The sequence below is a fragment of the Micromonospora sp. WMMD1155 genome (assembly GCF_029581275.1).
In the GTDB taxonomy this organism is placed as follows: Bacteria; Actinomycetota; Actinomycetes; order Mycobacteriales; family Micromonosporaceae; genus Micromonospora.
In genome coordinates this window covers 4308734-4328719 of the sequence record NZ_CP120742.1, presented here as the reverse complement: position 1 = coordinate 4328719, position 19986 = coordinate 4308734, and the positions used below count along the sequence as shown (strand labels likewise).

Here is a 19986-nt window from a genome sequence, read left to right as displayed (position 1 = left end):
CCGGTCAGGCTGGCGCCCGGCCGGTCAGCGGCGGCGGGCTCGGCGGCGCCGCTGCAACCAGACGACGAGCGTGCCCACCAGCAGAGCCGCCCCGACCGTCCATAGCCAACCGCGCACCTGGCTGCTCTCCTGCGCGGCCGGCAGCGGGCTGCCCGCCGCGGTGGCGACCGGCGTCGCGGACGACGTCCCTTCGGCGGTCGGACTCGCGGCGGCGGCCGGGGCGGTGCCGTCAACGGTCGGGGTGGCCGACGGCGAGGCGGACGGGTCGGCGGCGGTGCCGGTCGTGAGGGTGAACCTCACTTCACCCTTCACCGGGTGCCCGTCGGAGGACGCGAGCTGGTAGCCCACGATGTAGAGCCCCGCCGCCGCCGGCTTGAACGGCACCCGTACCCGGCTGCCGTCGAAGACGGGTGGGCCGCCAGCGACCACATTGTCCGGCCCCGTTATTGTGATCTTCGTCGTTGCCGGTGCCGGCTTGGCGAGGAACCGCAGCTCGATCCGGGCGGGTGCCGTCGCCACCTTGGCACCGTCACGCGGGTCGCTGCCGGTCAGCGAGTTGTGCGCCGCCGCCGGCGTCGGCGGCGCCAGAAACGACACACCGAACGCCACGCCGAGCACCACTGGCACTACCCGCGCCGTACGTGTAACCCTGCCCCCCATGAACCCCTCCGTAAGGGTACGATCCGCCCGCTGATCAAACGGCTCCTCATTAGTCGAGCCGAGATCGCAGATAGTTCCAATTACTGCTCCACTTGCTGCAACTCATCGACGTTCCCCGGAGTCTGTAAAGATGACCCCGACCCTCCGGTCGGCGTCGTACCGGCAGACCGGTCCGGACGACACGAACGATGCCATCCATCGAACGGGGCGAGGAGGCGGGATGGTCCGACAGATGAGGCGGTTGGCCGCCGTGCTGGCGGGCGCGCTGGCGACGGCGCTGCTGTCACTCGGCACCGCCGGCCCGGCCTCGGCCGCGCCGAAGCCCGCACCCGCCGGAGTGGACATCACCGGCGTGGGGTTGTCCGCACCGTTGCAGTTACGAGCGGAGACGCAGCCCGCCCACGTGGGCGCGGTCATCGACCAGGTCAACTTCCTCTCCGGCACCGGCATGGCCAAGGGCCCGAAAGCCGCCGACCTCGGTCCGAAGTACACGGTCGTGGTGCTCGCCGGGGACACCCCGAAGCAGACCTACGACCTCTATCCCAAGGCGGTCGGTGGCCCCCGGGTCTACCGGCCGGCGAAGCAGCCGGACGGCCGCAAGACCAGCGCCGGTTGGTTCCTGGGTCGACTCAGCATGTCCGAGACCCTGCGCACCGCCGGCGTGCCGCTGGAGCGGCAGTTCGACACGGTCAGCGGCGGCGTGGGCGGCGGCGAGCGGGTGCTCCCGGAGGACACGCTCGACCCCGCCAAGGATCTCGACGAGGCGCTCGGCGACCTGCAACGACTGCTGCTGCTCAACGTCGGGGTGATGCTGACCATCACGGTCGGCCTCGCCGGGATCGCCCTGCTGATCCGGCGCCGCACGCGCTGACCAGCCGCACGCGCTGGTCGACCGCGCCTGCCGGTCAACCGCACGCGCTGACTGGCCGTGCCCGCTGAACAGCGGCAGCCGCACCCGCCGGTCAGCGGCGGGCGGTGATCAGGTCAGCACCAGCGGCGGGGTGGGCGTTCGCGGCGGGTGGCCCGCGGACGCGGCCGGACCGGGCCGTGCCGATGCGCCCCGGCCCAGCCGGGAAGTTCGCTGAGGCAACCAGCCGGGACGTCGACGTCGGGCTCACCGAGGGCGGCGGGCTCGCCGGAACGCTGACGCGGTAGCGGGGTCTCGTCGTCGGCCCGACCGGCGGGCGGCTCCCCCGGGTGCAGCCGTCGGTCCAGGGCGTCAACCTCACCACCGACGAATGGCGCACCGCCGACCGACCGGCGGTGCTTGCCGGCCGGCTGCGGGTCGTGGTGCCCCGGACGGCAGGGCTCGCCCTGGGCACAGCCGTGCTCGGCCTCCCCGTGCGCCATCCCCGGTCTCCTCACGTTCGTCTCACCCCGGGTGCCCCCCGACGTGCCCTGTCACCGTACTGGCCGGGCCCGACGGGCCGCGCACGGCGTACCCGGGCGACCAGTGCGCAGCACGGTGAGCGCGGACGCCGGTCGCCCAGTTCACAGCGTCTTCTCGCGTCGTTCACCCCGGCGTCGCGACCGGCCGGTTCGACGGTCAGCGGGTGCGGTGAGCCTCCAGGTCCGCTCGGGTGAAGAGCGCCCGCAGGGCCACCCCGTGATCGGCGAGCGCCTGCGCCCCACCCTCGGCCCGGTCGATGACACAGAGGGCATGCTCCACCCGGGCACCCGACTCGCGTAGTTGTCCGGTCGAGACGGCCACCTGACCGCCGGAGGTGACCACGTCCTCGACCACGAGCACCCGCCGACCGGCCAAATCGGCCCCCTCGGCCAACCGGGCCGTCCCGTACGGCTTGGCGCTCTTGCGGACGAAGGCGCAGGGCAGCCCGGTGTGCCGAGCGAGCGCGGTCACCACCGGGATCCCGCCCATCTCCAACCCGGCGAGCACCTCGGTGTCCGTCGGAACGAGGGGTGCCAGTTGGGCGGCGACCCGGTCCAACAGGCGCGGGTCCGCCTCGAACCGGTACTTGTCGAAGTACTCGTCGGCGGTCCGCCCGGAGCGGAGCACGAAGGTGCCGGTCAGCCGGCAGGTCGCGTCGATCTCACGGGCCAGCGCGGCCCGGACGTCCAGATCAGTCATGATGATCATTCTGCGGTCGGCCTGACGCTTTCCGCGTACCCCTTTCGGCGCATGGCGGGGGTGGCGGCGTCCTCCCCCGGTCGGAGTCCGAGCGGGTGCGGCTGTGGTGGGATCAGGGCATGCGTCCGCCACCGTGGCTCGGCTCCGGCACCCGCGGCCGGGACCTGGCGCTGGCCGGGGCGTCGCTGGCCGGTGGGCTGGTGCTGTGGACCCTCGGCTGGCAACCGCAGATCCGCCCGCACCCGGACGTGCCCGCGGTCCTGTTCCTGCCGCCGCTGCTGGCGATGTGCGTCGCCGTGGGCCTGCGCCTCGTCGCCCCGCGCGCCAGCCTCGCCGTCGGCACGACGGCGGTGGTGGTGGACATCGCCCTCGGTGGCTCGCTGGGGACGATCCTGATCTACACCCAGGTGCTCTACGACGCCTGCGTCTACGGCCCACCCCGGCTGTGGCGGTGGCTGCTGCGGGCGACCATCGGGCTGAGCGTGATCGGTGCGGTCGTCGGCGTGGTCCTCACCGACGAGTGGAGCGGGGTGGCCGTCGGGGTGCTGGTGGTGCTCGTCGGCCTGCTGCCGGTCCTGACCGGGATCAGCGTACGGCAGTACCGCGACCAGGCTGCCGCCGAACGGGCCCGGGCCGAGCAGACCGCCCGCCTGGTCGAGTTGGACCGGCGGCAGGCGGTCAGCGCGGAACGCGCCCGGATGGCCCGGGAGCTGCACGACGTGGTCGCCAACCACCTCAGCGCGGTGGCGATCCACGCCACCGCCGTGCTGTCCGTGCCCGGGTTGGATCGCGGTCAGGTCGAGGCTGCCTTGCGGGTGATCCGGGAGAGCAGCGTGCAGGGCCTGGCGGAGATGCGTCAGATGATCGAGGTGCTCCGGGAGCCGGGTGCCGGGGGCGGACCGGGCCCGGCGGGTGACGGCGTGGCGATGCCGGAGTCGGTCAGCGCCCGGCTCGCCGAGACGGACGAGCTGGTCGAGCGGGTCCGGGCTGCCGGCCTCGCGGTGCGGGTACGCACCGACGGCGCGCCGAGCCCGCTGCCGGTGGGGGTGGACCTCGCCGCGTACCGGATCGTGCAGGAGTCGCTGACCAACGCGCTCAAGCACGGCACGGGTGAGGCGGACCTGACGATCGCGTACCGACCGGCGGAGGTGGTGCTGACCGTGGAGAACCCGGTGCGCCGCGACGGGGCCGGGCTACCCGGCGCCGGGGCCGGGCTGATCGGGATGCGGGAACGCGCCACCCTGCTGGCCGGCCGGTTCAGCGCCGGCCCGCACGACGGCCGCTGGCAGGTCCGCGCCGCGCTGCCCATCGGGGAGGGCGGATGAGCGACGCGGTGGCGACGGTACGGGTGGTGCTCGCGGACGACCAGCCCGCGGTACGGGCCGGACTGTCCCTGATCCTGGGTGGTTCGCCGGGGATCGAGGTGGTCGGCGAGGCGGCCGACGGCGACGAGGCGGTGCGGTTGTGCCGGGAGTTGCGCCCGGACGTGGCGGTGCTGGACGTCCGGATGCCCCGCCGGGACGGGATCTCCGCGACCCGGGAGATCGTCACCGACGTGCTCGCCGACGTGCTGGTGCTCACCACCTTCGACCTCGACGAGTACGTCTTCGGGGCGTTGCGGGCCGGCGCGGCCGGGTTCCTGTTGAAGGACACCGACGCCGACGGCCTGGTGGACGCGGTGCGTACGGTGGCGCGGGGCGACGGGTTCATCGCTCCCGCGGTCACCCGGCGCTTGATCGCCGCCTTCGCGGCCACCACGCCGAGCGCGTCGGCCGACACCCGGGCCGCGTCGGACACCCTCACTCCGCGCGAGCGGGACGTACTGGCCTGCCTCGGTCTGGGCCTGTCCAACCAGCAGATCGCCGACCGGCTGGCGCTGGCGGAGAGCACCACCAAGACGCACGTGAGCCGGATCCTGGCGAAGCTGGGCCTGCGGAGCCGAGTGCAGGCCGCGATCCTGGCCCAGGAGTTGGGCCTGCCCACTCCCCCGCACCCGTGAGCCCCGCTGACCGGTCCCGACGTGGATGGCCTGCTCAGAACGTGTCAGGCTAGGGCGGTGAGTACGCCGGGCGGTGGAGAACTGTCGGCCACGCTGCGCCGGATCGAACGTTCGGCGGGGGCGTTGGCCACCTCCAGCGTGGCCCGGATGGACGAGACCCTGCCGTGGTTCCGGGCGTTACCGGCCGACCAGCGCTCCTGGGTGATGCTGGTGGCCCAGGCGGGTGCCCGATCGCTGGTGCAGTGGTTGCAGGACGGCGGCGGCACCGCGGACAGCACCCAGGAGGTCTCGGACGAGGTCTTCGCCGCCGCTCCGCAGGCGCTGGCCCGGTCGATCACCCTCCAACAGACCGTGGCGTTGATCAAGGTGACCATCGACGTGGTCGAGGAGCAGGTGTCGCACCTGGCCGCCGAGGGCGAGGAGCAGCAACTCCGCGAGGCGGTGTTGCGCTTCTCCCGGGAGATCGCGTTCGCCGCCGCCCGGGTGTACGCGCGGGCCGCCGAGTCCCGTGGTGCCTGGGACGCCCGGTTGCAGGCCCTGCTCGTCGACGCGCTGCTGCGCGGTGACTCGCCGGACGTGCTGGCCAGTCGGGCCGCAGCGCTCGGCTGGGCGGACGCGCCGCCGGTGGCGGTGGCGGTCGGTCGGTCGCCCGGCGGGGAGGTCTCCGCGGTGCTGCACGTGGTGTACCGGCAGGCCCGCCGGATCGGCGTGGAGGTGATCGGCGGTGTGCACGGCGACCGGCTGGTGATCGTGTTGGGTGGCGCGGCGGACCCGATGACCGCCACCGCCACGTTGCTGAGCGCGTTCGGCGACGGTCCGGTGGTGGTCGGTCCGGCCGTGCCGAGCCTGGACGAGGCCACCGAGTCGGCGCGGGCGGCGCTGTCCGGTTTCCGAGCGGCGCCGGCGTGGCCCAGCGCTCCCCGGCCGGTGCCGGCCGCCGACCTGTTGCCGGAGCGGGCGCTCGCGGGCGACGCCGAGGCGCGTCGACGGTTGCGGCACGACGTGTACGCGACGCTGGTGCGCGCCGGTGGCGAACTGCTGGCGACCCTGGACGCGTTCCTCGCCGCCGGTGGCACGCTGGAGAGCGCGGCGCGCGCCCTGTTCGTCCACCCGAACACCGTGCGGTACCGGTTGCGGCGCATCGCCGAGGTGACCGGCTTCTCGCCGTTGTCCCCTCGGGACGCGTTCGCCCTCCAGGTCGCGCTGACCGTGGGCCGGTTGGATCCGGTCGCCCCGCCCGCCGCACCCGTCCCGACTCAGACAATGACCCCGGCCGCCCGGAAAACCGCTCAAAACGAGGATGATCCCCGCCGATCTTTGTAGGAAACCTCCAAAGGCACTAGTGCGGTTTGGTCGGGGGCGGCACAGCATTACCCGCGCGTATCCGGGAGAGTCATAGGCGTGCTCGCCGTACTTAGTCCCGGCCAGGGTTCCCAGAAACCCGGCTTCCTGACCCCCTGGCTCGACCTGACCGGCACCGAGGCGCGTCTGCGCGAGTGGTCCGCGTTGGCCGGGGTCGACCTGCTGCACCTGGGCACCGAGGCCGACGCCGACGAGATCAAGGACACCGCTCGCACCCAGCCGCTGCTGGTCGCCGCCGCGCTGCTCGCCGGCGAGCAGCTGCCGCTGGACGACGTCGCGCTCACCGCCGGCCACAGCGTCGGCGAGTTGGGTGCCGCCGCCCTGGCCGGTGTGCTGACGCCCGAAGCCGCGATCAGCCTCGCCGGCGTCCGCGGCCGGGAGATGGCAGCCGCGTGCGCGCTGGAGCCGACCGGCATGGCCGCGGTGCTCGGCGGCGACCCCGACGAGGTGCTCGCCGCGATCGAGACGCACGGGCTGTACCCGGGCAACCGCAACGGTGCCGGGCAGATCGTCGCCGCCGGCTCGCTGGAGGGGCTCGACAAGCTCGCCGCCGAGCCGCCCGCGCGGACCCGGATCATCCGACTCAAGGTGGCCGGAGCCTTCCACACCCCGTACATGGCCCCGGCCGAGACCGCGCTCGCCTCGGTCGCCGCCGAGATCACCCCCGCCGACCCGGCCCGCCTCCTGCTGTCGAACCTCGACGGCACGGCTGTCGACAACGGTGCCGAGATGGTGCAGCGCCTCGTGCGTCAGGTCACCGCGCCGGTGCGGTGGGACCTGTGCATGCGTACGCTGGCCGACCTCGGGGTCACCGGCGTGATCGAATTGCCACCGGCCGGCACTCTCGCCGGGCTGGTGAAGCGGGACCTCAAGGGCGACGGCGCCCCGGAGATCGTCACCCTGAACACCCCGGACGACCTGCCGGCCGCACGGGACCTGATCGCCCGCATCGGAGGTCGCTCATGACTGGCAGTCGCATCGTCTCGATGGGGCACTACCAACCCTCCCGGGTGGTGACCAACGACGACATCGCCCAGCTCGTCGACACCAACGACGAGTGGATCCGGGACCGGGTCGGCATCGTCAGCCGGCGGATCGCCGACACCGAGACGGTGGCCGACATGGCCGCCGCCGCCGCCGGCAAGGCGCTGGCCAACTCGGGCCTGACCGCCGCCGACATCGACCTGGTCGTGGTGGCCACCTGCACCTCCGTCGACCGCAGCCCCAACGTGGCCTGCCGGGTCGCCGCCAAGCTGGGCATCGCCGCGCCGGGCGCGTTCGACGTCAACACGGCCTGCTCCGGCTTCGCGTACGCGCTGGGCACCGTCGACCACGCCATCCGGGCCGGTGCCTCGCGCAACGCGATCGTCATCGGCGCGGAGAAGCTGTCCGACTTCACCGACTGGACCGACCGCTCCACCTGCATCATCTTCGCCGACGGTGCCGGCGCGGCGGTGGTCTCCGCCACCGCTGACGACGAGCCGGCCGGGATCGGACCGGTGGTCTGGGGTTCGGTGCCGGAGAAGAGCGACGCGGTCCGCATCGAGGGTTGGCGCCCGTACGTCCAGCAGGAGGGGCAGGCGGTGTTCCGCTGGGCCACCACCGCGCTGGCGCCGCTCGCGCTGCAGGCCTGCGAGCGGGCCGGGGTGGCCCCGTCGGAGCTGGCCGCGTTCGTGCCGCACCAGGCCAACGCCCGGATCATCGACGGGATCGCCAAGCGGCTCAACATCCCCAACGCGATCGTCGCGAAGGACATCGTCGAGTCCGGCAACACCTCTGCGGCGAGCGTTCCGCTGGCCCTGTCCAAGCTCGTCGAGCGCCGGGAGGTGCCCTCGGGCGCGCCGGTGCTGCTGTTCGGGTTCGGCGGCGGCCTGACCTACGCCGGTCAGGTCGTCCGCTGCCCCTGATGACCCCCTCGGGCGCGGACGCGTCCAGGAGTGGCGGTCGGCGACGCCGCCCGCCGGAAACCCCGATGAAAGGAACCAACCGCAATGACCCGTGACGAGATCACCACCGGCCTCGCCGAGATCCTCGAAGAGGTTGCCGGGGTGAACCCGGACGACGTTGCCGAGGGGAAGTCCTTCACCGACGACCTCGATGTCGACTCGCTCTCCATGGTGGAGGTCGTGGTCGCCGCCGAGGAGAAGTTCGGCGTCAAGATCCCGGACAACGAGGTGCAGAACCTCAAGACCGTCGGTGACGCCGTCAGCTACATCGAGGCGCAGTCCTGATCATGAGTCGTCCTGACGTCGTCGTCACCGGGCTCGGCGCGACGACCCCGCTTGGCGGGGACGTCGCGTCGACCTGGGACGCCATGCTCGCCGGCCGCTCCGGGGTGAGTGCCCTCACCCAGGAGTGGGCCGCGCAACTGCCGGTCCGGATCGCCGCCCAGTTGGCCGTGGAGCCGTCCGAGGTGCTGGACCGGGTCCGACTGCGCCGCCTGGACCGCTCCGAGGCGATCGCGATCATCGCGGCGCAGCAGGCCTGGGCCGACGCCGGTCTCGCCGGTTCCGACCTCGACGGGGAACGGCTGGCCGTCAGCGTCGGCTCCGGCATCGGTGGTGCCACCACCCTGCTCGCCCAGGACGACATCCTGGAGGCTTCCGGGCCACGGCGGGTCTCCCCGCACACCATCCCGATGCTGATGCCGAACGGTCCGGCCGCCTGGGTCGGGCTGGAGCTGGGCGCGAAGGCCGGTGTGCACTCGGTGGCCAGCGCCTGCGCCACCGGCGCCGAGGCGATCGCTCTCGGCCTGGACATCATCCGCTCCGGTCGGGCGGACGTGGTGGTGGCCGGCGGCACCGAGGCGGTCATCCACCCGCTGCCGATCGCCGGCTTCAGCTCGATGCGGGCCATGTCGACCCGCAACGACGAGCCGGAGCGCGCCTCCCGTCCGTGGGACCGGGGCCGGGACGGCTTCGTCCTCGGCGAGGGCGCCGGCATCGTGGTGCTGGAGCGGGCCGAGCACGCGGCCGCCCGGGGCGCCCGGGTGTACGCGCGTCTCGCCGGTGCCGGCATCACCTCGGACGCGTACGACATCGTGCAGCCGCACGCCGAGGGCGAGGGCGCCGTCCGGGCCATCGCCAAGGCGATCGCGGACGCGGACGTGGCGAAGCGGGACATCGTGCACGTCAACGCGCACGCCACCTCGACCCCGGTCGGGGACATGCTGGAGATCGGCGGGCTGCACAAGGCGCTCGGTGACCACCCGGTGCTGTCCGCGACGAAGTCGATGACCGGTCACCTGCTCGGTGCGGCCGGGGCGCTGGAGTCGATCGCCACCATCCTGGCCATCCGCGACGGTGTCGTCCCTCCGACGATCAACCTGGACGACCCGGAGCCCGGCCTCACCCTGGACGTCGCCGCGCACAAGGCCCGCCACATGGAGATCCCGGCGGCGCTGAACAACGCGTTCGGCTTCGGCGGCCACAACGTGGCGCTGGTCTTCGCCCGCCCCTGAGCCTGCCCGGAACGGGCCACCTCCGATCGGAGGTGGCCCGTTCCGCTCGTTCAGCCCCGGTTGCGGGGGTGCTGCCTGGCGGTGCGCTCGTTGCCGTGCCGGTAGTTGCCGGTCCAGCGGGCCATCACCGACTGCGGGTCGTCGTCGACCTCGGCGAGGAACTCCGCCGCCCGGGCACCACGCAGCGTGCCGGCCGCCCGCCCGTGGTGGGTGATCACCACCGTGCCGTCGGCCCGCCGCACGTATCGGAATCCTCCTGCCGCTCCCATGCCGGGAGACTGTCAGGGCGACCGGGCCGGGGCGAGCCGTTTTCCCACCGGACGACCGGGGCGAAGGTCGCGCCGGTTCAGGTGCCGCAGGTGGTGGCGGGCAGGCCGGACACGGCCACCGGTGATTTGCCGCTCGGCTTGGCCTTGCCGGCCAGCACGGCGGCCAGCGCGGTCATCGACGCCCGGCTGGACGAGTAGGTGGCCAGCAGTGTCGGCGACTTCGCGTCGCTCAGCAGGTACGGGGTGTCCATGGCGACCGTGACCGCCGCGTCGGGCCGCAGGTCGGTGGCGCCGTCGCCGTAACCGACCAGGTGCACGATCGTGCCGCCGCTGGGCTTCACCGGCACCCCGGCGGCGGTCAGCGCGGCGGTGAGGGCGGCCCGGGTTCCGTCCCGACCGCCGGAGGAGGTGACGGTGATCGGCCCGGCCACCGCCTTGCCACAGGCTCCTCGCAGCACGGTGACGGCGGCGGCGGCCAGCGCGTCGGCCGCCGCGCGGTGTTCCGGGGAGTCGAGCGTGGACAGCTGCGCGGCCGGGGTGTCCGCGAGCCGGAACTTCATGGTCAGCACGCGGGTGACCGCCTCGACCAGCCGGGTCCGGGGCAGTGAGCCGCCGCGCAGCGCGGCGAGCAGCCCGTCGTACGCCTGACCCACGTTCGGGGTCATCAGGATGAGGTCGTTACCGGCGTTCAGCGCGCGGACCGCCGCCTCGCCGGGCGCCCAGCGCTTCGCGGGTGGCATGTTCATGCCGTCGGTGATCACCACGCCCTTGAAGCCGAGCTGGCCGCGCAGGACGTCGGTGAGCAGCTTGTGCGAGAACGTCGCCGGGGTCCCCGGGTCGATCGCCTGCGCGTCCAGGTGCCCGGACATCACCGCCATCGCCCCGGCGTCCATGCCCGCGGTGAACGGCGGCCAGGCGCCGTTCCGCAACGCCTCGGCGGACTGGGTGAGCACCGGCAGATCCTGGTGCGAGTCGTCGGCGCTGTGGCCGTGTCCGGGGAAGTGCTTCAGGGTGGCCGCCACCCCGACCGCCTGCAGGCCACGGACGGCGCCGCCCACCTGCGCGGCGGCCTGCTTGGGGTCGGAGCCGTACGACCGGGAGCCGATCACGGTGCTGCGGGTGGCCAGCACGTCGGCCACCGGGGCGAAGTCGACGTTGATTCCCATCGCGGCCAGCTCGGCGCCGGCGGCCCGCCAGGCGGCCTCGGTCAGCTTCGGGTCGCCGGCCGCGCCCGCCGCGAGCGCGCTGGGTAGCAGCGTGACCCCGTCGGTCACGCGGGTGACGACGCCGTATTCCTGGTCGGTGCCGATCAGCAGGGGCGCGGGGCCGGCGGCGAGCCGACCGGCGGCGGCGCGCAGCCCGGTGGTGAGCTCGTGCACCTGCTTCGGGTTGTCGACGTTCGTGGTCTCCTGGTTGCCCTTGGTCGGGTCGTCGGCGCTGAAGCCGACCAGGATCAGGCCACCCAGCCGGTACTTGCTGATCATGTCGGCGGGGGTGTCGACTCCGGCGAGGGCCTGGTTGCCCGCGGCCGAGCCGGCCGAGACCTTCGTCGCCGAGTCGCCGTACGCGTACGGCATGAGCACCTGGCCGACCAGGTCCTCGTCGGACAGCGTGGCGACCAGCGCGGTGGCCCGGGCGGCGGGGTCGCCGGCCGGCGGCGCGGCGGAGGTGCCGGGCGCCGCCGAGGTGCCGGACGGGCTCGGCGTCGGGGCCGGGCGTTCGGCGGAACCGGAGCAGCCGGAGACGAGCAGGGCGGTCAGGGCGGCGACTGCGACGGCGGCGCGCCACGGGCGATTCGACACGCGGCCTATCCCATCAGTTCCCCCTTATCGGGGCAACTTGACCTTTCCGCCCGCAGGCGCCACCGACGACGTGCGTGCAGGTTGCCCGACCGGCACGCGGACGAGTCAGCCGACCCGGGTGAGCAAGGTCACCGGCGCGCCGTCGCCGGCGTATCGGTAGGGCTCCAGGTCGGCGTCCCACGCGGTGCCCAGCGCCTTGTCCAGCGCGTGCGCCAGCGCCTCCGGGGCCCGGGAGGCGGCCATCAGCGTCCGCAGCCGGTCCTCGCCGAGCTGGATGTCCCCGGCCACGCCGACGGTGGCCCGGAACAGGCCACGGGCCGGCACGTACATGAAGCGTTCACCGTCGGCACCGGGACTCGGCTCCTCGGTGACCTCGAAACGGATCATGGGCCACTGCCGTAGGGCAGCAGCCAGCTCGGCGCCCGTTCCCGGACGGCCGGTCCACCCGCACTCGGCCCGGCGTGCGCCGGGGTCGACGGGCTGAGCCGTCCACTGCAGGTTGACCGGCGCGGCTAGGACGCGCGCGATCGCCCACTCGACGTGTGAGCACACGGCGAGCGGGGTCGAGTGGACGTATACGACGCCACGCGTTGGCACGGTGACCTCCCGGAGAGCGAGGTGCGTCTTCCCCTACGACCTCGACCACCCAGGTGGCTCGTGCAACACATGATGACTCCTGTGACGCGTGGTGCGCCAGGGAATCGGAAAAAACGCCGGGCGGAATAGCCGGACGGGTGGCTGCCGTTGCCTCTCAGGACACCGCGACGACCAGCATGATGTCGTGGTCCTGTACAGTTCCACCGGCGGCTTCTGCCGCGTTACACCTACGCGAGCCGAGTCCGTTCGGCCCGCACACAGCCCCCGGACGTCCAGTCCTCCCGTACGTCTTGCAAGGAGTACCTCCGTGGCGAGCAACACCTCTAAGACCGCGCGCGCGTCAGTCCGGGCCGGCCAGGCTGGCCAGGGTGGCGCCCTCAGCGTGCTGGGCGAGTTCAAGTACCTCATCCCGCTCAACGGCGGCAAGCACGCCTACGTGCGGAACCTGACCAACGGCAAGACCGCGCACCTGCGCACCGACTCGGACGCCTTCGTCGAGGAGATCCGCGTGCTGGCCGCCGCCGGCCACGCCGCCAAGATCCGGGCGGAGATCAACACCCTGGCTGCCACCCACCCGGGTGACGGCTGGGAGGCCACCGAGAAGCGCCTCGTCGCGGCCGGTGTCTTCGAGGGCTGAGCCCTCCCCCACCGCATCATCTGAAACCGCCCGCCGGGACTTCCCGGCGGGCGGTTTCGCGCGCGCTCGGACCGGCGGCGCGGGTGGGACGGTCAGCCCGGGTCGAGGAGGGCGACCTCACCGGTGGCGAGATCGTAAAGGCCGCCGGTGACGGCCACCCGACCGGCGGCCACCGGCCCGGCCAGCAGCTCGTCGTCGCGCAGCGTGCGCACCGTCCGCCGGACGTGCCGGCGGACGGCCAGCGGGTGCACCGCCGGGTCGTCGAACCCGACCTCGCTCACCGCCGGGGCGATCTCGTCCACCAGGTACGCCAGCGACCCCCCGGGCCGCTCCCCGGTGCGCAGCGCGTCCACCGTGGCACCCACCGCGCCGCACCGCTCGTGGCCGAGGACCATCACCAGGGGTACGCCGAGCTGCCGGACCACGTACTCGATGGAGCCGCACACCGCCCGGTCGAGCACATGCCCGCCGGTACGGATCACGCAGATCGCGCCGAACGTCTGGTCGAAGATCGCCTCCAGCGGCACCCGCGAGTCGATGCAGCCGAGCACCACCGCGTACGGCTGCTGGTCACCGGAGGCCGCTGCGGCGGCGGCCGTGACGTCGTGCCCGTGGATCGGCCGGCCGCTGACGAACCGCCGGTTGCCGGCGAGCAGGTCGGCCAGCGCGGCACGGGGCGTGCCGCCGGCCTGCCGTTCCTGCCCCGGCGTCCCACCCATGGGTGCTCCCGACGACCCCATGCCGTTCAGCTTGGCCTTCCGCCGCCGATCAGGGGCGGGGTCGGGAATGTTCGCCCTGGCGCGATTGGCGTGCTCTCATGGCGGGTAGCCGGTGTTACCGCCGGGTATCCCGGTGCTCGTGGTGCTGGGCGGCCCTGGGGAGGTGGCGATGCCGGAGCGATTCGAGGTCACCGAGCCGGACGGCGTACGGCTCGAGGTCGCCATGCCGGACGGCGTACGGCTCAACGTCGGGGTGACCGGGCCGCCGGACGCCCAGGTGACAGCCGTCCTGCTGCACGGCTGGACGCTCGACGGGCGCGCCTGGCACCGGCAGGTCGAGGCGCTCGGCGCGGCGTCGCTCGGCGGGGCGGTGCGGGTGGTCACCTACGACGCGCGGGGGCACGGCCGCTCCAGCTGTATGACGCTGCCCACGGCCACCCTGGCCCAGCTCGGCGACGACCTGGCCACGGTGATCGACACCGTGGCGCCGACCGGGCCGGTGGTCCTGGTCGGGCACTCGATGGGCGGCATGACGATCATGGAGTACGCCCACCGCCACCCGGAGCACTTCGCCGCCCGTACCTCCGGGCTGGTCTTCGTCTCGACCACCGCCGAGGGGCACACGCACACCGTCTACGGCCTCTCGCCGCGGATCGCCCGGCTGATCCGGCTGGCCGAGACGACGGGTGCCGGCGTGTTGGCCCGATGCGGTTCGTGGCGGGCACCCCGAGCGTTGTTGAACGCGCTGCGGCCGAGCATTCGATGGATGCTGTTCGGCGACCGCTGCGAACCGTCCGACCTCCGCCTGGTGACCTCGGCGGTGGCGCGCGCCTCGCTGCGCTCGATCGGGGGGTTCCGCGCCTCCATCGGCGCCCAGCACCGCCTGGAAACCCTCGCCGCGCTGGCTCCGCTGCCGGCCGCCGCACTGGTCGGCGACCGGGACCGGCTGACCCCACCGCCGTGCGCGGAGTCGATCGCGGCGACTCTGCCGGCCACCGAGCTGACCATCTGCCCTGGTGCCGGGCACATGCTGATGATGGAACGCCCGGACGAGGTCAACGCCGCGCTCACCGGAGTTTTGCGCCGGGTGCTCGCCGAACCGCCCTCCCGCAGCCTCGACGCGACCCCCGCCTGAGCACGTTCCCGCACCTCGGGCGCGGCGGGCCGGGCCCGGGGCCGTACCCTTCTGCGGTCGGCCTGCGCGGTTCCCGCCGCCTGCCGGCGACAGTCGAAGGAGCGTGCGTTGACCGACCAGACCGGCCTGGAGCAGGAGATCGCCGTCGAGCAACGCCACCTCGACCGGGTGTACGCCCGGTTGGCCGAGCTGCGGCAGTCGGCGGTCCGCGCCGAGCGCGACGGCTACCGGATGGCTCGGGTGGGCACCTTCGGCGCGCTCGTGGAGCGCGACGCGATGGTCTTCCACGCGGCACAGCGACGACACACGCTGGACGCCGAGCACGAGGGGCTGGTCTTCGGGCGGCTGGACCTGCGCGACCGTCAGGTGCTGCACGTCGGGCGGCTCGGGATCCGGGACGAGGACGCCAGCACCCTCGTCGTCGACTGGCGGGCGCCGGCCGCCGCCGCCTTCTACCAGGCCACCCCGGCGCAGCCGCTGAACGTGGTGCGTCGCCGCACGATCCAGTCCCGCGCCGAGCGTGTCACCCGGATCGAGGACGACCTGCTGGACCCGACCGCCGCTCCGGAGGGGATGACGGTCGTCGGTGACGGGGCGTTGCTGGCCACCCTGTCCAAGGCCACCGGCCGGGGCATGCGGGACATCGTGGCGACCATCCAGCGGGAGCAGGACGAGGCGATCCGCTCGCCCGGTAACGGGGTGACGATCGTCGCGGGTGGCCCCGGCACCGGCAAGACGGCGGTGGCCCTGCACCGGGCCGCGTTCCTGCTCTACTCCGACCGCAGCCGGTACGCGGGCGGCGGCATCCTGGTGGTGGGCCCGTCGTCGGTCTTCGTGGAGTACATCGGCTCGGTGTTGCCGTCGCTCGGTGAGGACACCGCGACCCTGCACTCGCTGGGCACCCTCTTCCCGGGGATGACCGCCACCCGCACCGACCCGCCCGAGGTGGCGGCGGTGAAGGGCTCGCTGCGGATGCGTCGGGTGCTGGAGCGGGCGTCCCGCGACGCGGTGCCGGGCGGCCCGGGTGAGCTGCGGCTGCTCTACCGGGGCACGCTGCTGCGGCTGGACCGGACGACGCTGGACCGGATCCGGGACCGCGCGCTGCACCGGGGCGCCCGACGCAACGAGGTGCGCCGGGCCGGCTTCGACGGGGTGTTCGCCGCGCTCTGGGCGCAGGCCCGTGAGGTGGGCGTCACCCGGCTGCCGGAGCAGCGGGCCTTCGAGGCGGAGATCGCCGAGCGGTCGGAGTTCCGGGAGTTCCTGAAGGCGTGGTGGCCGCGTCTGCACCCTCGGCACGTTCTCGGCTGGCTGACCCGGCCGGACCGGCTGCGCCGGTACGCCGGGGGGATCCTCTCCGGCGCGGAGATCCGGCTGCTCACCGCCGCGTACCGGGACCTGGACTCGGCCGGGCTCACCATCGCCGACATCGCGCTGCTGGACGAACTGGACGCGCTGCTCGGGAAGCCGGCACAACCGGCCCGGGCCCGTCGTGACCCGTTCCAGCTCGCCGGGGGCGTACGCGAGCTGAGCACCGCCGCCGACCGACAGCGGGCCGCCCGGGCGGCGGCCCGGGAGCGGCCGGAGGACTACCGGGAGTACGCGCACGTGGTCGTCGACGAGGCGCAGGACGTCTCACCGATGCAGTGGCGGATGATCGGCCGTCGGGGGCGGTTGGCCTCCTGGACCGTGGTGGGTGACCCCGCGCAGACCGCGTGGACCGGCGACCCCGACGAGTTGGACCGGGCCCGGGACCAGGCGCTGGGGCGGCGCAAACGGCACGACTTCACGCTGACCACGAACTACCGCAACTCCTCCGAGATCTTCGCGGTGGCGGCGGCGGAGATCCGTCGGCTGTACCCGGATCTGCCGCTGCCGAGCGCCGTCCGCTCCACCGGGGTCGATCCGGTCGAGTTGGTGGTGCCCGCGACCGGGCTGGAGACCGCGACCGTGAAGGCGGCCGCCGACCTGCTGGCCGAGGTGGAGGGCACGGTCGGCGTGATCACGCCGGTGCCGCGCCGCGACGAGGTCGTCGGCTGGCTCGACGCGCTCGCCGCGCCGAGGTTGCAGGTGGTCACCAGCCTGGAGGCCAAGGGCATGGAGTACGACGGAGTGGTGCTGGTCGCGCCGAGCGAGATCCGGGCGGATCCGGGCGCCGGAGTACGCACCCTGTACGTGGCGCTGTCCCGGGCCACCCAGCGACTCACCACCATCGACCCGACCGGCTGACCTGCCCGGATGAGGCCGATGAGAGCCCGCCGCCCTGACACTTGCACACATTGCGATGTGAACATACATTGGACCGGATCCCGGATCGCGGCGGAAGGTGATTCACGTGGGCGCAGGTCATGACCACCACCACGGGTCCGTCGCCAATGCCGCGCACCAGCACCGGGGGCGACTCTGGGCGGCGTTCGGGCTGCTCGCCACCCTGATGGTGGTCGAGGCGGTGACCGCCCTGCACACCGGCTCACTCGCCCTGCTCTCCGATGCCGGGCACATGTTCACCGACGTGCTCGGCATCGGCATGGCGCTCGCCGCGATCACCGCCACCCGACGGGCCACCGGCGACCCGCAGCGCACCTTCGGGCTCTACCGACTCGAGGTGCTCGCCGCGCTGGCCAACGCCGTCCTGCTCTCCGGCGTCGCGGTCTACGTGGTGATCGAGGCGATCCGCCGCTTCGGCGACCCGCACGAGGTCATCACCGGTCCGATGCTCGTGGTGGCGGTGCTCGGCCTGCTGGCGAACATCGCCGCGTTCGGCCTGCTCCGCGCCGGCGCGCGGGAGAGCATCAACATCCAGGGCGCCTACCTGGAGGTGCTCGGCGACCTGCTCGGCTCGGTCGGCGTGATCGGCGCGGCGGTGCTCATCACCGTCACCGACTGGTGGTGGGCCGATCCGCTGGTCGCCGTCGCCATCGGCGTGTTCATCCTGCCGCGCACCTGGCGGCTGGCCCGCGCGGCCATCCGCATCCTGGTGCAGGCCGCACCGGAACACCTCCAGGTGACCGCCGTGCACGACCGGCTGGCCGCAGTCCCCGGCGTGGTCGAGGTGCACGACCTGCACGTCTGGACGCTCACCTCGGGCATGGACGTCGCCTCCGCCCACCTGACCATGGAGCCCGGCGCGGAGGTCGGCGCGGTGCTCACCGCCGCGCGCACCGCCCTGCACGACGACTTCCGCATCGAGCACGCCACGTTGCAGATCGAGCCGGGCGCGGCATCCGGAGAATGCGGCTCCATCGAGTGGTGAAGGTCGATTCACCGTGATGACGCACGCACCGTCCGTCACATTCGCTGCAGCGGCCCCACCGGTACCGGTAGGCTCTGTCCCGGCCGCCACCAGGCGGCGCCTCCCGGCGCCGGTGGTGGTCGTCGCCTAATCGCCCGCACGGGCGAACCGGGGAACCACGTTCCTGGGGTGCATCCGCGTCAGCGGTAGGGATCTTCCGTCCCGAACCCGTCAGCTAACCCGGTCGGCGGCTGACGGAAGGACTGCGCAGTGGCACCAGCACGACCACCCGCCGCCCGACTGGCGGCCCTGATCGTCGCGATGCTCGCTCTCGGCGTCGCGCTCCCGGCCGGCACCGCCTCGGCCGCTCCCCCGACCGGCCAGCGGGCCGCCGCACCCGACTCCGACGAAGAGGGCGGCACCCCGGCACTCCGCGCCCAACTGGAGGCCGCCAGCAAGGGCTACCTGGACGCGAAACGCGCCCTGGACACCTCCGTGCAGCGGCAGCAGCAGCTCACCACCCAACTGAAGACCATCGAGGTCGAGCTCGACCAGCGCAGCGGCAAGGTCGGCGAGATCGCCGGCGTCGCGTACCGCACCGGACGACTCAGCACGATCTCGGCGCTGCTCAACAGCAACACCCCGGAAGGCTTCATGGACCGGGCCGCCTCCCTGGACGCGGTGGCCGCCAACGAGGACCGGGTGCTGCGCGACCTCCTCACCACCAAGGACCAGGCCAACCGCACCCGCGCCGCCCTGGACGGTGAGATCACCGAACAACGCAAGCAGGTCGCGGTGATGGCCAAGCGCAAGGAGCAGGCCGAGCGGGCCCTGACCGTCGCCACGGCCCCGAAGCCACAGACCACCGCCGACACCGGCTCCAACCGGGGCACCTCCACCAGCAACGCGAAGGCCGCGCCCCGCAACTCCGACGGCTCCTGGCCGAAGGAGTCGTGCAGCGTCGACGACCCCACGCCGGCCAGCGGCTGCATCACCCCGCGCACCCTGCACGCCCTCAACCAGGCCAAGGCAGCCGGCTTCACCAGGTACGTCTCCTGCCACCGCAGCGGGGGCTCCGGCGAACACCCGAAGGGCCGAGCCTGCGACTTCGCCGCGCAGAAGGGCGGCTTCGGCGGGGACGCCACCGGCGGCGACAAGACGTACGGCAACAACCTGGCCGCGTACTTCATCCGCAACGCCGACCGGCTCGCCGTGCTCTACGTGATCTGGTACCGGCAGATCTGGCTGCCCAGCAGCGGGTGGAAGTCGTACAGCGGGGCGGGCGGCGACCCGTCCAGCGACCACACCAACCACGTACACCTGTCCGTCTACTGACCACCCGTGGCCGGTGCCCACCTGCCCGGGGGCACCGGCCACGGCTACGTCGCGGGGCGTACACCCGATGTCGCCGGTCGTCGGACGACCCGGCCGCGGTCGACGGGCAACATCGCGGTATGCCTCGGATCCCACCGGCCGCCCGCAAGGGGCTGCTCACCCTGCACCTGGTCACCTCGCTGGGCTGGCTCGGCACCGACCTGGTGCTGCTCACCCTCGGCATCGCCGTGCAACGGGGCGGCGACCCGGCGGTGCTCTACCCGGTCGGCGCGCTGGTCGGCACGGTCCTGTTCGCGCCACTGAGCATCCTGGTCTGGCTGGTCGGCGTCGCCAGCGCGCTGCTCACACCGTGGGGCCTGCTGCGCTACCGGTGGGTGCTGGTCAAGCTCGTGCTCACCACGGTGATGGTCGGGCTGGTGCTGTTCCTGCTCACCCCGAACCTGCGCCACGCCGGGGCGTTGAGCGCCGCCCTGCCCGCGCGGGACCGCGCCGACCTGGTGATCGCACCAGCAGTGTCGACCAGCCTCATGATCATCGCGACGGTGCTCTCCACCTACAAGCCGTGGGGACGGCAGCGGGCCGCCCGACCAGCCACCGTGAGCAACGCCCGCAGGTCGACGCCCACGGCGCCCTGACCAGGCCACAGCGGTGACCACGCCGCGTGGGTGGCCGTGCCCCGACGCCCCTGCGGTG

At 73.3% G+C, this 19986-nt stretch carries 20 protein-coding genes, 1 pseudogene and 1 riboswitch; of the genes and pseudogenes, 14 read left to right on the top strand and 7 right to left on the bottom strand.

Going from position 1 to position 19986, the window contains the following annotated elements:
* Positions 1-24 precede the first annotated feature (24 nt).
* Positions 25-627, bottom strand: coding sequence for a copper resistance CopC family protein (locus O7617_RS20010; protein ID WP_282257343.1), 603 nt, complete (start codon positions 625-627; stop codon positions 25-27).
* Between the two features lie 253 nt (positions 628-880).
* Here O7617_RS20010 and O7617_RS20005 point away from each other — a divergent pair, with 253 nt between their 5' ends.
* The gene (locus O7617_RS20005; protein ID WP_282257342.1) at positions 881-1531 is read left to right on the top strand and encodes a hypothetical protein; all 651 of its coding nucleotides are present in this window, start codon (positions 881-883) and stop codon (positions 1529-1531) included.
* A 113-nt stretch (positions 1532-1644) separates the two neighbouring features.
* On the opposite strand, the gene O7617_RS20000 is transcribed toward O7617_RS20005, so the two are convergent.
* Together O7617_RS20000 and pyrE are read right to left on the bottom strand one after the other, a co-directional pair.
* Positions 1645-2010 (bottom strand): hypothetical protein, encoded by a 366-nt coding sequence (locus O7617_RS20000; RefSeq protein ID WP_282257341.1) that lies wholly within the window; start codon positions 2008-2010, stop codon positions 1645-1647.
* Positions 2011-2206: 196 nt separating this feature from the next.
* A complete protein-coding gene (gene pyrE, locus O7617_RS19995; RefSeq protein WP_282257340.1) occupies positions 2207-2749 on the bottom strand; it encodes an orotate phosphoribosyltransferase in 543 nt (180 codons plus the stop codon).
* 119 nt (positions 2750-2868) lie between these two features.
* Between pyrE and O7617_RS19990 the strand changes: the two genes are divergently transcribed.
* From O7617_RS19990 to fabF, 7 genes and pseudogenes are all read left to right on the top strand, one after another.
* Positions 2869-4074 (top strand): histidine kinase, encoded by a 1206-nt coding sequence (locus O7617_RS19990; protein ID WP_282257339.1) that lies wholly within the window; start codon positions 2869-2871, stop codon positions 4072-4074.
* A complete protein-coding gene (locus O7617_RS19985; RefSeq protein ID WP_282257338.1) occupies positions 4071-4748 on the top strand; it encodes a response regulator transcription factor in 678 nt (225 codons plus the stop codon). The genes O7617_RS19990 and O7617_RS19985 overlap by 4 nt, the downstream gene beginning before the upstream one ends.
* Before the next feature lie 21 nt (positions 4749-4769).
* Entirely contained in the window at positions 4770-6071 is a 1302-nt protein-coding gene (locus tag O7617_RS19980) for a helix-turn-helix domain-containing protein (RefSeq protein ID WP_282257337.1), read from the top strand.
* A 78-nt stretch (positions 6072-6149) separates the two neighbouring features.
* Positions 6150-7058, top strand: a pseudogene (locus O7617_RS19975) (ACP S-malonyltransferase); the annotation flags it as partial.
* Between the two features lie 14 nt (positions 7059-7072).
* Positions 7073-8017, top strand: coding sequence for a beta-ketoacyl-ACP synthase III (locus O7617_RS19970; protein WP_282257335.1), 945 nt, complete (start codon positions 7073-7075; stop codon positions 8015-8017).
* A gap of 84 nt (positions 8018-8101) precedes the next feature.
* Complete coding sequence (locus tag O7617_RS19965) at positions 8102-8341, top strand: acyl carrier protein (protein WP_053653162.1); 240 nt, start codon at positions 8102-8104, stop codon at positions 8339-8341.
* 2 nt (positions 8342-8343) lie between these two features.
* Complete coding sequence (fabF, locus tag O7617_RS19960; RefSeq protein WP_282257334.1) at positions 8344-9570, top strand: beta-ketoacyl-ACP synthase II; 1227 nt, start codon at positions 8344-8346, stop codon at positions 9568-9570.
* 50 nt (positions 9571-9620) lie between these two features.
* Here the strand turns inward: fabF and O7617_RS19955 are convergent, their stop codons facing one another.
* The 3 genes from O7617_RS19955 to O7617_RS19945 form a co-directional block, all read right to left on the bottom strand.
* Positions 9621-9812, bottom strand: coding sequence for a hypothetical protein (locus tag O7617_RS19955; RefSeq protein WP_282257333.1), 192 nt, complete (start codon positions 9810-9812; stop codon positions 9621-9623).
* 104 nt (positions 9813-9916) lie between these two features.
* Positions 9917-11650, bottom strand: coding sequence for a glycoside hydrolase family 3 N-terminal domain-containing protein (locus tag O7617_RS19950; protein ID WP_282264803.1), 1734 nt, complete (start codon positions 11648-11650; stop codon positions 9917-9919).
* Between the two features lie 96 nt (positions 11651-11746).
* On the bottom strand, positions 11747-12238 hold the full coding sequence (locus O7617_RS19945) for a DUF3145 domain-containing protein (protein ID WP_030330284.1): 492 nt from the start codon (positions 12236-12238) through the stop codon (positions 11747-11749).
* Positions 12239-12545: 307 nt separating this feature from the next.
* Here O7617_RS19945 and O7617_RS19940 point away from each other — a divergent pair, with 307 nt between their 5' ends.
* Positions 12546-12875 carry a hypothetical protein gene (locus tag O7617_RS19940; protein WP_282257332.1) on the top strand — a complete coding sequence of 110 codons (330 nt, stop codon included), beginning with the start codon at positions 12546-12548 and terminating at the stop codon, positions 12873-12875.
* A 92-nt stretch (positions 12876-12967) separates the two neighbouring features.
* Here the strand turns inward: O7617_RS19940 and O7617_RS19935 are convergent, their stop codons facing one another.
* Positions 12968-13594, bottom strand: a complete 627-nt coding sequence (locus O7617_RS19935) for a carbonic anhydrase (RefSeq protein WP_282257329.1) — start codon at positions 13592-13594, stop codon at positions 12968-12970.
* Between the two features lie 169 nt (positions 13595-13763).
* On the opposite strand from O7617_RS19935, the gene O7617_RS19930 reads away from it, so the two are divergent.
* From O7617_RS19930 to O7617_RS19910, 5 genes are all read left to right on the top strand, one after another.
* Positions 13764-14729: an alpha/beta hydrolase gene (locus O7617_RS19930; protein ID WP_282257327.1), complete on the top strand. Its 966-nt coding sequence runs from the start codon at positions 13764-13766 to the stop codon at positions 14727-14729.
* Positions 14730-14837: 108 nt separating this feature from the next.
* On the top strand, positions 14838-16955 hold the full coding sequence (locus tag O7617_RS19925) for an AAA family ATPase (protein WP_282257326.1): 2118 nt from the start codon (positions 14838-14840) through the stop codon (positions 16953-16955).
* Between the two features lie 106 nt (positions 16956-17061).
* Positions 17062-17979, top strand: coding sequence for a cation diffusion facilitator family transporter (locus O7617_RS19920; protein ID WP_282257324.1), 918 nt, complete (start codon positions 17062-17064; stop codon positions 17977-17979).
* 113 nt (positions 17980-18092) lie between these two features.
* Positions 18093-18224, top strand: a riboswitch (cyclic di-AMP (ydaO/yuaA leader).
* A gap of 55 nt (positions 18225-18279) precedes the next feature.
* Positions 18280-19293: a hypothetical protein gene (locus O7617_RS19915; RefSeq protein WP_282264802.1), complete on the top strand. Its 1014-nt coding sequence runs from the start codon at positions 18280-18282 to the stop codon at positions 19291-19293.
* A gap of 119 nt (positions 19294-19412) precedes the next feature.
* The gene (locus O7617_RS19910; RefSeq protein WP_282257322.1) at positions 19413-19928 is read left to right on the top strand and encodes a hypothetical protein; all 516 of its coding nucleotides are present in this window, start codon (positions 19413-19415) and stop codon (positions 19926-19928) included.
* Positions 19929-19986: the final 58 nt, after the last annotated feature.

What these genes read in the sequence shown, in the direction of transcription:
- O7617_RS20005 (WP_282257342.1), top strand. Translation starts at nt 881, where the DNA reads ATGGTCCGACAGATGAGGCGGTTGGCCGCCGTGCTGGCGGGCGCGCTG.
- O7617_RS20000 (WP_282257341.1), bottom strand. Translation starts at nt 2,010, where the DNA reads ATGGCGCACGGGGAGGCCGAGCACGGCTGTGCCCAGGGCGAGCCCTGC.
- pyrE (WP_282257340.1), bottom strand. Translation starts at nt 2,749, where the DNA reads ATGACTGATCTGGACGTCCGGGCCGCGCTGGCCCGTGAGATCGACGCG.
- O7617_RS19990 (WP_282257339.1), top strand. Translation starts at nt 2,869, where the DNA reads ATGCGTCCGCCACCGTGGCTCGGCTCCGGCACCCGCGGCCGGGACCTG.
- O7617_RS19985 (WP_282257338.1), top strand. Translation starts at nt 4,071, where the DNA reads ATGAGCGACGCGGTGGCGACGGTACGGGTGGTGCTCGCGGACGACCAG.
- O7617_RS19970 (WP_282257335.1), top strand. Translation starts at nt 7,073, where the DNA reads ATGACTGGCAGTCGCATCGTCTCGATGGGGCACTACCAACCCTCCCGG.
- O7617_RS19965 (WP_053653162.1), top strand. Translation starts at nt 8,102, where the DNA reads ATGACCCGTGACGAGATCACCACCGGCCTCGCCGAGATCCTCGAAGAG.
- fabF (WP_282257334.1), top strand. Translation starts at nt 8,344, where the DNA reads ATGAGTCGTCCTGACGTCGTCGTCACCGGGCTCGGCGCGACGACCCCG.
- O7617_RS19935 (WP_282257329.1), bottom strand. Translation starts at nt 13,594, where the DNA reads ATGGGTGGGACGCCGGGGCAGGAACGGCAGGCCGGCGGCACGCCCCGT.
- O7617_RS19930 (WP_282257327.1), top strand. Translation starts at nt 13,764, where the DNA reads ATGCCGGAGCGATTCGAGGTCACCGAGCCGGACGGCGTACGGCTCGAG.
- O7617_RS19915 (WP_282264802.1), top strand. Translation starts at nt 18,280, where the DNA reads ATGCTCGCTCTCGGCGTCGCGCTCCCGGCCGGCACCGCCTCGGCCGCT.
- O7617_RS19910 (WP_282257322.1), top strand. Translation starts at nt 19,413, where the DNA reads ATGCCTCGGATCCCACCGGCCGCCCGCAAGGGGCTGCTCACCCTGCAC.